The following is a 15,275-nucleotide window of genomic DNA, read 5'->3' as shown; positions in this document are numbered from 1 at the left end:
ATAGGTTAAATGCCCCGTTTAATTTGCTATAATAGAATCATTGAACAAATAGAGTATTCACTAGGAGGAAATAGATGTTAGATTTAAAACTAGCTGCAAATTACCATGGTTTTAAGTATGAAGAACGTGAAGAAATTGCTGAAATCGAATCAGTGGTTCACCGCTTTACTCATAATAAGAGTGGGGCAAAACTGCTTTATATCGAAAATGATGATACAAATAAAGTGTTTTCGATTTCGTTTCGGACGCCACCAGAAGATGACACCGGCGTGTTCCATATTTTAGAACACTCTGTTTTATGTGGTTCTAAAAAATACCCATTAAAAGAACCTTTCGTCGAGTTGGTAAAAGGGTCGCTTAATACGTTCTTAAATGCAATGACGTTCAGCGATAAAACGATGTATCCGATTGCGAGTCAAAATGACAAGGACTTCCAAAACTTAATGGATGTATATTTAGATGCGGTTTTTAATCCTTTATTGACTGAAAAAGAAACGATTTTACAGCAAGAAGGTTGGCATCATGAGTTAACGCGTGCGGATGCAGATATTAGTTATAAAGGTGTTGTCTACAATGAAATGAAGGGTGTCTTCTCATCGCCGGAACAAATCTTGATGCGCAGTATTCAAAAATCACTCTTTCCTGATACACCATACCGCTATGAATCAGGTGGCGATCCTGTTGCAATTCCTTCGTTGAGTTATCAACAATTTGTTGCGGATTATAAACGTTTCTACAACGCATCTAACAGTTATATTACGCTTGCAGGAGACCTTGATTTACTAGAAAAGTTAGCATTCTTAGATGAAGCTTATTTAGCACAGTATCAACAGGTAGAAAATACGACAGCTCTTCCTTACCAACTTGCATTAGGTGATTTAAATGTTGAGGTCAAGCAGTATGCAGTATTGCCGACTGAAACATTAGAAGATAAAACGTACCTCAGTCTAAACTATGTTATTTCTGATATTTTTGATGCTGAAAATTACTTCGCTTTAGACGTATTAGAGTATATTTTATTAGAAAGTTCAGCTGCACCATTGAAACAAGCTTTACTTGATGCCAAATTAGGTAATGATGTGTTTGGGATGTATGAAAATGGTGTGCTACAACCGTTCTTTAGTATTGTCATTAAAAATGCCAATGCGAGTGATCAAGCACGCTTTCAAACTGTTGTACGAGAAACGTTACAAAAACTCGTGTCTGACGGTATCGACAAAGAGCTGATTGAATCAGCGATTACCTTGAAAGAATTCCAATTGCGTGAAGCTGATTTTGGCTCAATGCCAAAAGGGTTAATCTATTCGATGCGTGCGATGGATAGTTGGTTGTATGATGGTAAACCAACGACACATTTACAATATGAAAAAACGTTGGCAGGTGTTAAAAATGCCCTTCATTCGCCTTATTTTGAAAAGTTAATCGATCGTTATTTCCTCAATAGTTTACATGAAAGTCTAGTGATTGTTGAACCATCACATACATTGGCTGATGAACTGAATGAGGCAGTCGCAGCTGAATTGAATGACTTTAAAGCGGGGTTAACAGAAGCCGAAGTTGCTCAACTTGTTGCAGACAATCAAACGCTGAAAGCGTTACAAGAAAGTGTGGATACGGAGTTCGATTTACAAAAGCTACCGATGTTAGCACGCACTGACGTTGAACCGCAAGCGACCGATTATCCAATCGCTTTGAGCGCAGCTGATCAAATCCCAGTGATGTTCTATGAAACCAATACAAATAAAATTGCTTATTTGACACTGATGTTTAATACATCTCATATCGCACAAGCTGATATTCCTTATCTTGGGTTACTCGAAGATTTAGTCGGACAACTTGCAACAGGTAAATATAGTTATGGAGCGCTTTCGAATGAGTTGAACATTGTGACGGGAGGAACTAGTTTTTATAACAGTATTTTGAGTGAAAAAGTACCGTCTGAAAAATTCCAAACGTATTTTGCAGTTAAAACAAAAATCCTGCAAGGAGGCATCCGTTCGGGCTTAACTTTTGTGATGGACATCTTAAAAGACACGCGCTTTGAAGATCAAAAACGCATCACTGAAATTGTCCAAATTATCAAGTCGCGCATCGAAATGAGTATGAACCAAGCCGGTCATAATATTGCTGCTGCTCGTTTAGCATCGTATGTGGAACCTGTTAGTAACTATTCAGAAGATATTCGTGGTTTAGGTTACTATGATTTTATTTGTGAATTAACAACTGCATTAGAAACCGATTTTGCCACGGTTCAATTAAAATTGAATGAGTTACTTACGCAATTAATTAGTAAAGAAGCATTAAGTGTCGCGATTACGGGTGACCAAGTGATTTATGATGAAGTTGTGGCAGCTCTTGCGACGATAGACTTACCTCATAGTGATAACAAGGCTGATGCCAATCGAACGTATCCGTTAAATCCTTCAATTAACGAAGGCTTAAAAACGTCGAGCAAAGTACAGTATGTTGTTAAAGGTGGTCTCATTGATCAGACCAAATATCCATATTCCGGTCATATTACCGTCTTGAAGAAGATTTTATCGTATGATTATTTATGGAACCAAGTGCGTGTCTTAGGTGGCGCCTATGGATCGGGCTTTGTGATGCAAGACAATGGCAAATGGTTATTCTGGTCATATCGTGATCCAAACTTAGTCGACACGTTGGCCGTGTATGATAAAGTGGTCGCTTATTTACGTGCCTTTGATGCGAGTGATTACGAAATGACAAAATACATTATTGGCACAATGGGAAGCATGGATATGCCATTATCAGCCCGTCAAAAAGGCGCACGTGCAGTGGCACGCTACCAAAAAGGTCTGCAATTGGCTGATATCCAACAAACCCGTGATGAAATATTGAGTACAACAGCAGCCGATATTCGTGAGATGGCAAACATGTTTGCAGATGCTTTAGAAGATGCAAAAGTATGTGTGTTTGGGAACAGTGATCAAATCGATGCCCAAAGTGAGTTGTTTGATCACCTCCGTGAACTGTAGTTTGTTCAATTTTTAATATTCTAGTAGATGTTTAATTAGACTTTGTCTACAATCTGAAACGTATACGCATTAGTCGTATACGTTTTTTTAGGTTGAGGGCAACGCAAACGGTCGGATAAATGCTAAAATAGAAGTAGAAGCACGATAAAGGGGCCGATTACAATGAACATTGGTGAAAAGATTAAGGCAGAACGTTTAAAACGAGGCTATACACAAAAAGAATTGGCTGAACGCATTAAGGTTAATCCCTCTGCGATTAGTAAATATGAAATGAACCGTAACCGACCACCACTCAATATTTTAGTGGCGATTGCCCAAGAGGTCGGCACACCGGTGAACTACTTTGTTGATGACGTCAATGGTTTACGTGATGAAACAATTAATTCGACATTCCCACTGCTCGATAATCCAGAATTAGAGGCGTGGTACTTAGAACTACCCTATCGTTTAACACGTGAGCAATTACAACTATTAAAGCAACTTTCAAATCAATTGGAGACGTGGCAAATTTCAGAAAAAAAATAATTTTTTTTTAAGGTTGTTAGAATAGGTAATGAAGCGGTTACAACTGTAATCGTTTTTTATTTTGACGTTGACAATAATGTTTCCTTAGGGCAAAATATACAGTGTAGAAACAAAGCGAATAAAACAGTGTATAAACGAAGGAGATGTTGTGAATGACACATAAAGTAAAAGACGAGCATCACTCAGTCGTGGAACATGCGAATGGTGCCAGTTTAGAAGAGATTAACAACACCGTAGCGATGCCTGAAAAAGGTGGTTTCTGGAAAAAGTTAGCAGCCTATAGTGGACCAGGTGTATTGATTGCCGTTGGTTATATGGATCCTGGGAATTGGATTACCTCGATTGCAGGTGGTGCTCAATATGCCTACGCTTTACTGTCAGTTATTTTGATTGCTAGTGTTGTAGCGATGTTATTACAAAGCATGGCCGCCCGGTTAGGGATTGTTACAGGGATGGACTTAGCACAGGCCACACGTAAGGCAACCAGTAAACCCGTCGGTGTTGTTCTATGGATTATTACCGAGTTAGCAATCATGGCAACAGATATTGCCGAGGTTATCGGTGGTGCTATCGCCTTACATTTATTGTTTGGGATGCCTCTCATAGTCGGTGTAGCGATTACAGCCCTTGATGTAATGCTATTGCTGTTGCTTTCAAAAGTTGGTTTTCGTAAAATTGAAGCGATTGTAGCGACCTTAATTGCAACCATCTTCATTGTCTTTTTATACGAAGTTATTTTAGCGAGTCCAGAATGGGGACCGATGCTAAAAGGCTTTATTCCTGACCCACAAATTGCGTTACAACCAGGAATGTTATTATTAGCATTAGGTATTGTTGGTGCAACCATCATGCCCCATAACTTATACTTACATAGTTCGATTATTCAAGCGCGTCAGTTTAAGCGGACGAAAAAAGGTAAAAAAGAAGCGATTCGCTTTGCAACCATCGATTCAAACATTCAATTAACAGTCGCGATGATTGTTAACTGCTTATTGCTCATCTTAGGAGCAGCAATGTTTTATGGATTGGATAGTGAACTAGGCCGTTTTGTCGAATTATACAATGCCTTAAGTGATAATAAAATCGTCGGTGCAGTCGCGAGTCCGGTGTTAAGTACCTTGTTTGCGGTTGCCTTATTAGCCTCTGGTCAAAACTCAACCATTACTGGTACGTTATCAGGTCAGATTGTTATGGAAGGCTTTATCAAAATGAAGATTCCAATGTGGCTCCGTCGTGTTGTAACTCGTTTGTTAGCGATTATTCCAGTCATTATTATGGTAATTGTTTTCAACGGTCAAGATGCAAAGGTGGAAGAATTACTTATTTACACACAGGTGTTCTTAAGTATTGCCCTCCCATTTGCGATTATTCCATTAACGATTTTCACAAGTAGTAAAAAGTTAATGGGGGAATTTGCTAATCCGACATGGATGAAATACACCGCGTGGATTATCGCGATTTTCTTAACAATTTTGAACATATATTTAATTTACGGAACCTTTACTTAAGGCTAGTCAACGTTGTCAGTTTTTTATTGTGAAAAGCTGATGACGTTTTTTTATACTGTTTTAGCCTAAAAGACTTGATTTTCAATCGTTTTTTGGTATACTAAAGAAGTAATAAATAAGGAGTAATTAGCGGGTGTAGTTTAGTGGTAAAACTACAGCCTTCCAAGCTGTTGTCGTCGGTTCGATCCCGATCACCCGCTTAATGAACATAAAGCACTGCCGGGTTATTATTAACTGGTGAGTGCTTTTTTTTGATAATAAAGGGCACTGGGGGTGAAAAGATGGTGGATACGTTAAAGGACGAAATCAAGGCTTATGCAAAAACAATTGGCATTCAAAAAATCGGTTTTACAACGGCGGACTACTTTCAAACGTTAGAAAAGCGCTTAAGCTTTGCCCAAGAGCATGATTTATTAACTGGTTTTGAACATCCGGTCATTGCAGAACGGGTCAACCCCAGTCTCATTTTCGAGCAACCGCAATCGATTATTGCGATTGCCTTAGCCTATCCCAATCAGATGGATAATACGTTACGAAGTAAGCGTGGCGAGTGGCGTGGTGTCTTTGCGCGTGCCTCATGGGGGGTCGATTATCATACCGTCTTGCGTGAAAAACTGGCTTTATTAGAAGCGTTTATTAAAACAAAGGTGCCAGAAGCGCGTACAAAGTCGATGGTCGACACCGGGGAGTTATCCGATGTGGCAGTGGCCGAACGGGCAGGGATTGGCTGGCGGGGCAAGAACACGCTTTTAATCACACCAGAGTATGGTAGCTTTGTTTATCTCGGTGAAATGATTACCAATATTGCGTTTGAACCAGATGAACCGATGGGTGACCAGTGTGGGGAATGCACACAGTGCATTAAGGCATGCCCAACAGGTGCCTTGCTTGGTGATGGCAAGATGAATGGCAAGGAATGCTTGAGTTATCAAACCCAAACAAAGGGGATGATGCCGGAGCGATTCCGTGATAAACTGCATAATCGTCTTTATGGCTGTGATACCTGTCAGGTCGTTTGTCCGTATAATCGTGGCAAAGACTTTCACCTTCATCCGGCGATGGAGCCTGATGAGGCGAAGGTGAAACCGTTATTGAAACCATTGCTGACGATTTCTAATCGCGAGTTTAAAGAAACATTTGGACCGATGGCGGGGTCGTGGCGAGGAAAAAAACCACTCCAACGCAATGCGATTTTAATTTTAGGACGCTATAAGGACGAAACGGCAATTCCTGATTTGGTCAATTGCTTACTGGCTGATCCTCGACCAGTCATTCGAGGCACTGCTGCCTATGCCTTAGCTAAAATTGGTGGTCATATTGCCTTAGAGGCACTTCAAACCGCTCAACAAGAAGAAACAGATGACGAAGCACGCGCTGAAATTACAGCGGCATTATTAAACTTATCTCAGAAAGAAGGATGAACATAACCATGAATCATATTGTCTTATTCCAACCCGAAATACCAGCTAATACAGGAAATATTTCCCGCACGTGTGCCGGCACCAATACAGCCTTACATTTAATCCGCCCACTCGGATTTTCAATTGAAGATAAGTATTTAAAACGAGCAGGACTCGATTATTGGGACAGTGTTAATTTATCAATGCATGATTCATTAGAGGAGTTATTTGATAAATACCCTGACGGCAAATTTTATTTCATTACAAAATTCGGTGAGCATACATACAGCGACTTTGATTACAGCGATACAAGCTCAGATATTTTCTTCGTTTTCGGTAAAGAAACAACTGGTTTACCGGATTCTGTGTTGCGTGATCATCGTGAAAATTGCCTCCGCATTCCGATGTCAGATAACATTCGTTCGTTGAACTTGAGTAATACAGCAGCGATATTAACATACGAAGCGTTGCGTCAACAAAACTTTCAACATATGAATGTTGAGGCGCCAACGTATGATCATATTGTATTCGAGAAGGATTAGTAGTAATCCAAAAAAGTAGCAAACCAAAAAGGTTTGCTACTTTTTTTAAAATAATTAGTGCGTTGTTAAATTATGGTGTATTTATAATTACGCAAAAGATGGATTAAGAGTGGACAATACTTACAGTTAATGTCTCATTATGTTATTTTAAAAGGGGATTTGCAAAAAAACGACTGGAATTCATCGTCAAGAAGTATTTATTAAACGGCACAATCAGAAGAAATTGTTTATGATGTTTTTAAAAGAGGGGGGAACAGATGAAAAAAATACAGGCTGTTAAAGTGTTAAAACAATTCAATTTACGATTTAAATACGCGGATCAGTTATTTATTCGTGCGTTTATCGTGCCAGAAATCTGGTCGTTCAAAGAAATGGAAAAGTATTTACGAAAAACGTTTAATAAAAAAGACATCCATATCCTAAATCATCGTCAAGTAAAAGTATATGCCATCCAAGAAAACCTCTCTAAATCTAGAGTAAATAAAGCAGACACGATAAGCGAATATTGGAATGATGGTTTGCAAAGAGATATAGGAATTAAGTTAGAGGATGAGTGGATTGTTGTCAATTATATTACAGATACAAAAATAACTGTGGAGTCTTTTTTAGAGCTACTTAAAAAGCTGTATCCGTATTTACTGAGAATTGAAATGTTATATCAAGCTGAATGTTTAATAAAAAACGATTGTTTTGAATGTGATGACTTAGGTGATTACAGATAAAGCTGAAAAAAGGAGCCACTTAAGATGGCTCCTTCCTTTCAAATGGATTACATAAACAAGGTGAAAATATAATATACGAGCCCAGCAACTGCGGCTGAGATAGGTAAGGTAATGACCCAAGTGATAACCATGCGTTGGGCTGTATCCCATTTAACACCACGGATTCGGTGTGATGAACCAACACCAAGAATAGATGAACTAATAACATGCGTCGTACTTACGGGCAATCCTAAGCCAGTCGCAGTGAAAATAACAGACATCGAACCAAGGTCAGCAGCTACCCCGTTAACAGGTTTGATTTTCATAATCTTACTACCGACGGTTTTAATGATTTTCCAACCACCAATTGAAGTCCCAACTGCCATTGCAGTCGCGCAGGCTACCTGTACCCAGAAATGGACGCCATCAGCATCTGTTTGGTACCCATTAGCAATTAAGGCTAATGTAATGATACCCATTGATTTTTGGGCATCATTGGTACCATGAGCGTAGGATTGAAACGCAGCCGTTAGTACTTGTAAGTAACGAAAACGGCGGTTAGTCGCATCTAAATTAAAGTTTTTCAAGGTTAGCTTGAAAATTGTATAGATGATATAACCAGCAGCAAAGGCTAAGAACGGTGCTAAAATTAGAGCTTGGATAATTTTAGTGAATCCAGCGTAGTTAAGCGGTGACGATTGACCAGCTATAAAAGCAGCAGTTAAGGCTGCTCCGGCGATCGAACCGATTAATGCATGTGAAGAACTACTTGGAATTCCAAAATACCAAGTCAATAAATTCCAAATGATAGCAGAGATAAGCGCTGCTAAAATAACGATGTCACCATGTGGTAAGGCAAATGGATCAACAATATCTTTTGTTAACGACTTTGCTACACCTGTAAATGAAATCGCGCCTAAAAAGTTCATAATGGCTGCCATAATGATGGCGTGTTTTGGTTTAATTGCTTTAGTAGAAACACTCGTAGCAATGGCGTTCGCTGTATCATGGAAACCATTGATAAAGTCAAACACAAGCGCTGCAGCTACAATCGCAATTGTAATGATTAGTATATTATCCATAGATTATATAATTCTCCTTAATTAGGCGTTCTTCATAACGATGGTTTCAAGCGTATTAGCAACTGATTGGCAATCATCTGCAATATCTTCTAAATCTTCGTAAGCTTCACGGTATTTGAAAAATTGAATCGGATCAGTAATGTTATCATTTAAGTGACGGATTGAATCACGGTAAATATCATCACAGATTGATTCGTAATCCTTAATTTGAATCGCTAATTCACGGACGTTTTTAAGCTTTTTATCAAAGATATAACCAGTTGCTACAGAGATATCAGCTGTTGCTTTTGAAAGGTTTTCTAAAAACTTCGTAATGTATTCATCTTTTGGTGAAATATTGTACATTTCAAGGATGAAGGAAGCTTGTTCGAAACCATCTAAAATATCATCTAAGCGGTTTGTTAACTCAAGCATGTCTTCACGCTCAATTGGTGTAATAAAGGCGTTGTTTAACTCTAAGATGATTTTATGAACAAGCGTATCACCTTTAAGTTCATATTCTTTCATGACTTCTGCAAGTTTACGTAAATCATCTTGTGATTCAACTTGACACTCGCTGAAATATTTACCGGCCTCATTGATATTTAATGAGATTTCATGTAATAAATGTGCAAAACGATCTTTCTTATTCTTGAAAACCATTTTTTTATTCCTCCATTATATGAATATGTAATTTGTATTTACTAATTTATTAATTTATTATGACACCCAATTCAGCAAAGTACAATCTAATTCTAACATAAAAACAAAAACATTAGTGCTTTCTTAACAAAATCTTTACATTTGAAAAATGTCGTATTTTTGAGTAACGAATAATAACAAAAATAATGATATGAATTAGCTTGAAATCTAACTTTTACGGTCTTTTTCAAGGACTAATTGATTGGATTAATAGAGATACACGAACAAATGCGGTAAACTAGAAATTAGCAGGGATGTTTTAGTGAAAAAAGGAGGGAATCAATATGGAAACAATCTATTCAAAAAGAATCGTATTAAATAACGGTGTCGAAATGCCCCAAATTGGGTTTGGTGTCTTTTTGATGGAAAATCAACAACCCATTGAAGATGCCTTAGCGAGTGGTTATCGTGCGATTGATACTGCTAAACGTTATGAAAATGAGCGATTAGTCGGTGCAGCAATCCAAACTTCTGGCATTGCCCGTGATGAATTGTTTATCACCTCAAAAGTATGGGATGCTGATCAGGGGTATGATGAAACCTTGCAGGCATATGAACGCTCTTTAGCGGAATTAAAACTTGATTATTTGGATTTATACATGATACATTGGCCGATGAAAGCACATTTTAATGACACATGGCGGGCAATGGAAAGGCTCTTATCTGAAAAACGGGTTCGTGCCATTGGTGTTTGTAACTATGAACAACCGTTACTCGAACGTTTGATTAAGGAGCACGATATTATTCCGGCTGTTAATCAGGTTGAAACACATCCTTATTTTGCGCAAACAAACTTAATGGCTTATTTAGCAGCACATCATATTCAACATGAAGCATGGGGACCATTAGGTCAAAATAAAAGTGATGTGCTACAAAATGACGTGCTGCAAAAATTGGCACGACATCATCAAAAATCGCCGGCTCAAATTATTATCCGTTGGCATTTACAACGAGGGTCAGTTGTTATTCCTAAATCACAAACGAAACAACGGATTCAAGCTAACATAAGTGTAGCTGATTTTGAATTATCAAGTCATGAAATGCGGTTGATTAATGAGTTGAATAAAAACGAACGTGTCAGTCATGACCCAATGATTCGATATGAGCAGTCATAGAAAAAATCTCGTTTTTTATAAAGGGCCCCCTTTTTGTATAGCACATTTTGAAAAACATAGGCAATTTTTTCAGCACCTGTCTGTATTTTACAGACGGTAGCTTCTTTAAATTGTATTGACCACGATAGTAAATGTCAGATAACGCTTAATTTCTCATTTCACTTCTGCTATTGTGTGCATCTGTTAATTTTAACCTCATCCTTAAAGAAACTAAGAAACGAGTCTTGTACATTATGATTGTATTTTAAATTTTTCATGAAAGCTTTTTAGGCAGTTTAATCTGTTCCAATTTCTTTTTTTATTATAAACACAAAAACCCTCTAAGATGCGCTTTTTAAGTGGCGATCTTAGAGGGTTCATTTTATTAGATATTAAGCTTTTTTAGGCTTCTTCTGCTACACTCTTCGTTATTTCAATGAAGGAAATATGATGATCTTCTATCTCTTTTAGTGTGAAGAGATAGTTATCACAAGTAAGAGAGTCGCCTTGTTTTGCATCGAATTTTTGCGTTAAGAACCAACCGCCAATTGTATCAACATCCTCATCTTCGAGGTCGACGTGTAAAAGATTATTGATTTCATCAATGAGAACTTTACCTTCAACAACATAATGGTTATCAGCAATCTTCGTAATTTCAGCGATTTCATCATTATCAAATTCATCGCGAATATCTCCGACAATTTCTTCGAGAATATCTTCAGCAGTAACAAGTCCTTCGGTACCACCATATTCATCGAGTAAAATCGCAATATGGTTACGTTCTTTTTGCATTTTCAGCAGTAAGTCATTAATCGGAATTGTTTCAATGACACGAATAATCGGTTTTACAAGAGAAGCAATTGTATCACTCGGTTGTAACTCACCTGTTACATAAATACTCAATAAGTCTTTTAAATTAAGGACGCCGACGATATTGTCTTTATCGCCATCGATAACCGGGTAACGAGTATAGCGTTCAGATAAGGTAGTACTCGCTGCTTCTTCTATTGTATCTGTAATAGACAAGGTAACGATTTCTGTTCGAGGAACCATCACTTCTTTCGCTAGACGTTCATCAAATTCGAAAATCTTATTCAAATACCCGTATTCGGATTGATTAATTTCCCCACTCTTAAAACTTTCGGTTGCGATAAACCGTAGTTCTTCCTCAGTGTGGGCAACATCATGTTCCCCATTCATATCTAAGCCAAACAAGCGGCTTATGGCACGAGCAGAGTGGTTTAAAAACCAGATAAACGGATACATTACACGATAAAAGACATTTAACGGTTTCGCAACAGCCAATGTTACTTGCTCTGTTTTTGTAATTGCCATTGTTTTTGGAACGAGCTCACCAACAACAACATGTAAATAAGTGATGATTGAAAAGGCGATAATAAACGAAATTAAACTAACAGCGGCTGCAGGGAGATTAAAATAGTTGAAAACAGGTTCAAGTAAATGTGCAATCGTCGGTTCGCCGAGCCAACCAAGACCTAAAGATGTTAGCGTAATACCGAGTTGACATGCCGATAAATAGGCATCAAGATTGTTATGAATTTTTTTTGCCATCTCGGCATTGGGATGACCTTCTTCAACCAGTTGTTCTAAACGACTGCCTCGCATTTTTACAACCGCGAACTCTGTTGCAACGAAAAATGCTGATGCTAGTATTAAAATCACAATAGCCAATAAATTAAATATCAAATAAGTGGATCGCTATTCGAACTGAATAGGATCCAAACACCTCCTAGTAGTTTTTTAAAATAATGATTCAAGATGAATTGTATATATGAGTTAACGAATGGCAATAGTCCGATAGTTAACTAGCGTATAGACAATAACATCTTTAATAAAGTAGTAATAGGCATTAATGAGCCTAATAATTAGTTTTTCTGCCCCATCGGAATAATCCCCCCTCGTGTAAGTTTGAAAATTAGTGTAGCTATTATTTAATTATATAGTAGTTGATATAGCAAGGCAACTATTAGGAATAGCGATTTGAGAATGGCTATTAGAAAAAAACAACGACGAGTTTCTCAATATAATGAAATTGTTTGATAGAAGCAAAGAGCTCACATCGTCATCTTCGATTATCCTATGTTTTTATGATAAGATGAATTAATACCAAAACGAATGAAGGATGGCTTAAAAAGAATGGATGACAAATTATGAAAAATGAACAAATTAATTTTTTAAATATGAATAATATTACTCGTAAGTGGGTACTGTTCTGGCAAAAATATTACGTGACTAAAATCGTTATTATTACTATTCTAACGGTTGTCTTTTTGACAATTTTATACTTCACATTTATGGCTAAACAAGCAAATGTTAATGGGCTAAAAGCTGCGCTTGAAACAACGACAGGTCTTTACGATAAAGATAGCGATAAGGCGACAGAGGTGTCATCACGCAATGCAACTTTTGTCAAAATTGATAAAATATCTCCTAATATTAAAAACGGCCTTATATCTATAGAAGATAGACGCTTTTATACTCATAATGGCTTTGATATTCGTGGGATGGCTCGAGGTGTTGTCGGTTTACTAACAACGGGTCATATTACAGGTGGAGGATCGACTATCACACAACAACTTGCGAAAAATGCACTACTAACCGATAAACAAACATTAAAGCGAAAAGTTGAAGAATTATTTTTAGCAGCTGAAATTGAAAATAAATACACAAAAGATGAAATTTTAGAAATGTATTTGAATACGGTCTATTTTGGTAATGGTGAATGGGGCATCGAGAATGCGTCGCAAAAATATTTCAATAAAGCGGCTAAGGATGTTTCAATTGAAGAAGGTGCACTGCTAGCAGGGTTGGTTCAATTACCCTCTTCTTACGATCCAACAAAGTACATTGAAAAAGCGACAACGCGTCGAGATCAAGTGTTAAAAGCAGAATTAGAAAACGAAAAAATCACGCAGGAACAGTATGATACAGTTATTAAACAAGCCATTGTTTTGAATACGAAAGAAACGACTACAGCACAGACTAAATATCCGTTTTATACCGACGCTGTCTTGAATGAAGCTATCAATAATTATGGTTTGTCACAAGATGATTTACTTACAAAAGGTTACAAAATTTATACGATGATGGATCAAAACCTCCAAACAGCGATGGAAACAGTCTACAACAATGATTATAACTTTCCGAGCGATATGAACGGCGAGATGGTTCAAAGCGGTGGTGTGATGATGGAACCAAAATCAGGAGGAATATATGCACTAGTCGGTGGTCGTGGCGAACATGTCTTTAGAGGCTTTAATCGAGCAACACAATTGCGTACGCAAGTGGGGTCAACAATGAAACCGTTAGCTGTTTATGTGCCAGCACTCGAGGAAGGATTTGAAACAACTGACCAACTCCAAGATAAGTTCACTGACTTCAACGGTTATAAACCAACGAATATTGGCGGAGTTTATCAAGGGAAAATGCCGATGTATGAAGCAGTGCAAAATTCGATTAATCTACCGGCTGTATGGTTACTCAAAAAAATCGGTCTGAACACTGGTGTTAAATCAGTCGAACGATTTGGTCTTTCAGTCGCAAAAGCAGATGAAAACTTGTCTTTAGCTTTAGGTGGTACAAAAACAGGCTATTCACCAATGACGATGGCGCGGGCCTACGCTACTTTTTCAAACGAAGGTAAATTACCAGAAAAAGGGCATCTAATTAGAAAGATTGTTGATGCGAGTGGCCGAATCATTGTCGATAATGAAGAAACAACGAGTAAAAAAATCATTTCTGAAACGGTTTCGAAAGATATGACTTCGATGTTGTTAGATGTTGTGAAAAGCGGAACAGGTCAAGGTGCAGGCGTTCCAGGTTATGATATAGCAGCGAAAACAGGCTCAACTCAGGTGGATTGGACAACGGATGGAACCAAAGATCAATGGTTTGTTGGCTATACTCCTAACGTTGTACTATCGATGTGGATGGGCTTTGATAATACAGATGAAGAACATTATTTGCAAACTGACAGTTCATCAGGTGTTGTTAGTGTTGCGGGTAAAATCTTAAGTCAATCATTACCACAAATGAAAAACGAGAGCTTTGATATTGAAAGTGCTGCGACAGCAGAACAAGAACGCCAAACGACCAAGGAAACAGAAGAAAAAGGTATCTTTGATAGTGTGAAAGACACAGCTGACTCAGTCGGATCAGGAATAAAAAAAGGTGCTCAAAAAACGAAGGATTTCTTCAATTATTTTTTTGGTAACTAGTAGAAGTTTTTTGTGTTATCGAAATTGAAAACATGGTATAGTAATTATGAAATCGACTAGGAGGAATGCATAATGTCTGAAAATCTTTATGATATCGCAAACAATTTAGAAAGTAACTTACGTCAATCGGAGCAATACACTGAACTGAAAAATGCTTACCAAGTTGTCAAGGATACACCAGCATCGCAAGCATTATTTGATCGATTCCGTGTGATGCAATTAGAATTACAACAAAAACAAGTACAAGGCCAAGAAATTACTGAGACTGAAGTTGAGACTGCGCAAAAATTAGCGCAAGAAGTACAAGAAAATGAACATATTTCAGCCTTAATCGAATCAGAACAACGCATGTCGGTTGTAATTAATGACTTGAATGAAATTATTACACGTCCGTTACGTGACTTATATCAAGAAGAACCAAAAGCGTAAAGTTAAAGAGTGAATTACAAGCAAAGCAGTCACCCCTCGGTGACTGCTTTTTTGTGTGGGATAGTATTCTCTTTAA

The 15,275-nt window shown here is 37.7% G+C and carries 12 protein-coding genes and 1 tRNA gene; 10 read left to right on the top strand and 3 right to left on the bottom strand.

Annotated features, from left to right (window positions below):
- The first annotated feature begins 74 nt into the window (after positions 1-74).
- The 7 genes from ACJYYY_RS09575 (at position 75) to ACJYYY_RS09545 (ending at position 7,696) form a co-directional block, all read left to right on the top strand.
- Entirely contained in the window at positions 75-2,999 is a 2,925-nt protein-coding gene (locus ACJYYY_RS09575; protein WP_408868877.1) for an insulinase family protein, read from the top strand.
- A gap of 162 nt (positions 3,000-3,161) precedes the next feature.
- A complete protein-coding gene (locus ACJYYY_RS09570) occupies positions 3,162-3,524 on the top strand; it encodes a helix-turn-helix domain-containing protein (RefSeq protein WP_408868876.1) in 363 nt (120 codons plus the stop codon).
- 152 nt (positions 3,525-3,676) lie between these two features.
- A complete protein-coding gene (locus ACJYYY_RS09565; protein ID WP_035314950.1) occupies positions 3,677-5,032 on the top strand; it encodes an Nramp family divalent metal transporter in 1,356 nt (451 codons plus the stop codon).
- A gap of 129 nt (positions 5,033-5,161) precedes the next feature.
- Positions 5,162-5,232 (top strand) — tRNA-Gly (locus ACJYYY_RS09560).
- An 81-nt stretch (positions 5,233-5,313) separates the two neighbouring features.
- Positions 5,314-6,453, top strand: a complete 1,140-nt coding sequence (gene queG / locus ACJYYY_RS09555; protein WP_035314949.1) for a tRNA epoxyqueuosine(34) reductase QueG — start codon at positions 5,314-5,316, stop codon at positions 6,451-6,453.
- An 8-nt stretch (positions 6,454-6,461) separates the two neighbouring features.
- On the top strand, positions 6,462-6,974 hold the full coding sequence (trmL, locus tag ACJYYY_RS09550; protein WP_035314948.1) for a tRNA (uridine(34)/cytosine(34)/5-carboxymethylaminomethyluridine(34)-2'-O)-methyltransferase TrmL: 513 nt from the start codon (positions 6,462-6,464) through the stop codon (positions 6,972-6,974).
- Between the two features lie 257 nt (positions 6,975-7,231).
- Positions 7,232-7,696, top strand: coding sequence for a hypothetical protein (locus tag ACJYYY_RS09545; RefSeq protein ID WP_035314947.1), 465 nt, complete (start codon positions 7,232-7,234; stop codon positions 7,694-7,696).
- 47 nt (positions 7,697-7,743) lie between these two features.
- Here ACJYYY_RS09545 and ACJYYY_RS09540 read toward each other — a convergent pair whose 3' ends face one another.
- Both ACJYYY_RS09540 and ACJYYY_RS09535 read right to left on the bottom strand, forming a co-directional pair.
- Positions 7,744-8,757, bottom strand: a complete 1,014-nt coding sequence (locus ACJYYY_RS09540; RefSeq protein WP_035314946.1) for an inorganic phosphate transporter — start codon at positions 8,755-8,757, stop codon at positions 7,744-7,746.
- A 21-nt stretch (positions 8,758-8,778) separates the two neighbouring features.
- Entirely contained in the window at positions 8,779-9,399 is a 621-nt protein-coding gene (locus tag ACJYYY_RS09535; protein WP_035314945.1) for a DUF47 domain-containing protein, read from the bottom strand.
- Between the two features lie 323 nt (positions 9,400-9,722).
- On the opposite strand from ACJYYY_RS09535, the gene ACJYYY_RS09530 reads away from it, so the two are divergent.
- Positions 9,723-10,553, top strand: a complete 831-nt coding sequence (locus tag ACJYYY_RS09530) for an aldo/keto reductase (RefSeq protein ID WP_035314944.1) — start codon at positions 9,723-9,725, stop codon at positions 10,551-10,553.
- 381 nt (positions 10,554-10,934) lie between these two features.
- Here the strand turns inward: ACJYYY_RS09530 and ACJYYY_RS09525 are convergent, their stop codons facing one another.
- Positions 10,935-12,239 (bottom strand): hemolysin family protein, encoded by a 1,305-nt coding sequence (locus ACJYYY_RS09525; protein WP_035314943.1) that lies wholly within the window; start codon positions 12,237-12,239, stop codon positions 10,935-10,937.
- Between the two features lie 464 nt (positions 12,240-12,703).
- On the opposite strand from ACJYYY_RS09525, the gene ACJYYY_RS09520 reads away from it, so the two are divergent.
- Both ACJYYY_RS09520 and ACJYYY_RS09515 read left to right on the top strand, forming a co-directional pair.
- Positions 12,704-14,770, top strand: a complete 2,067-nt coding sequence (locus tag ACJYYY_RS09520; protein ID WP_408868875.1) for a transglycosylase domain-containing protein — start codon at positions 12,704-12,706, stop codon at positions 14,768-14,770.
- Between the two features lie 72 nt (positions 14,771-14,842).
- Positions 14,843-15,199 carry a YlbF family regulator gene (locus tag ACJYYY_RS09515; RefSeq protein WP_035314942.1) on the top strand — a complete coding sequence of 119 codons (357 nt, stop codon included), beginning with the start codon at positions 14,843-14,845 and terminating at the stop codon, positions 15,197-15,199.
- The last annotated feature ends 76 nt before the right edge of the window (positions 15,200-15,275 follow it).

It is taken from the genome of Brochothrix campestris (genome assembly GCF_046058945.1).
In the GTDB taxonomy this organism is placed as follows: Bacteria; Bacillota; Bacilli; order Lactobacillales; family Listeriaceae; genus Brochothrix; species Brochothrix campestris.
The sequence above is the reverse complement of the archived record's forward strand: the minus strand, read 5'-3'. Positions and strand labels throughout refer to the sequence as shown.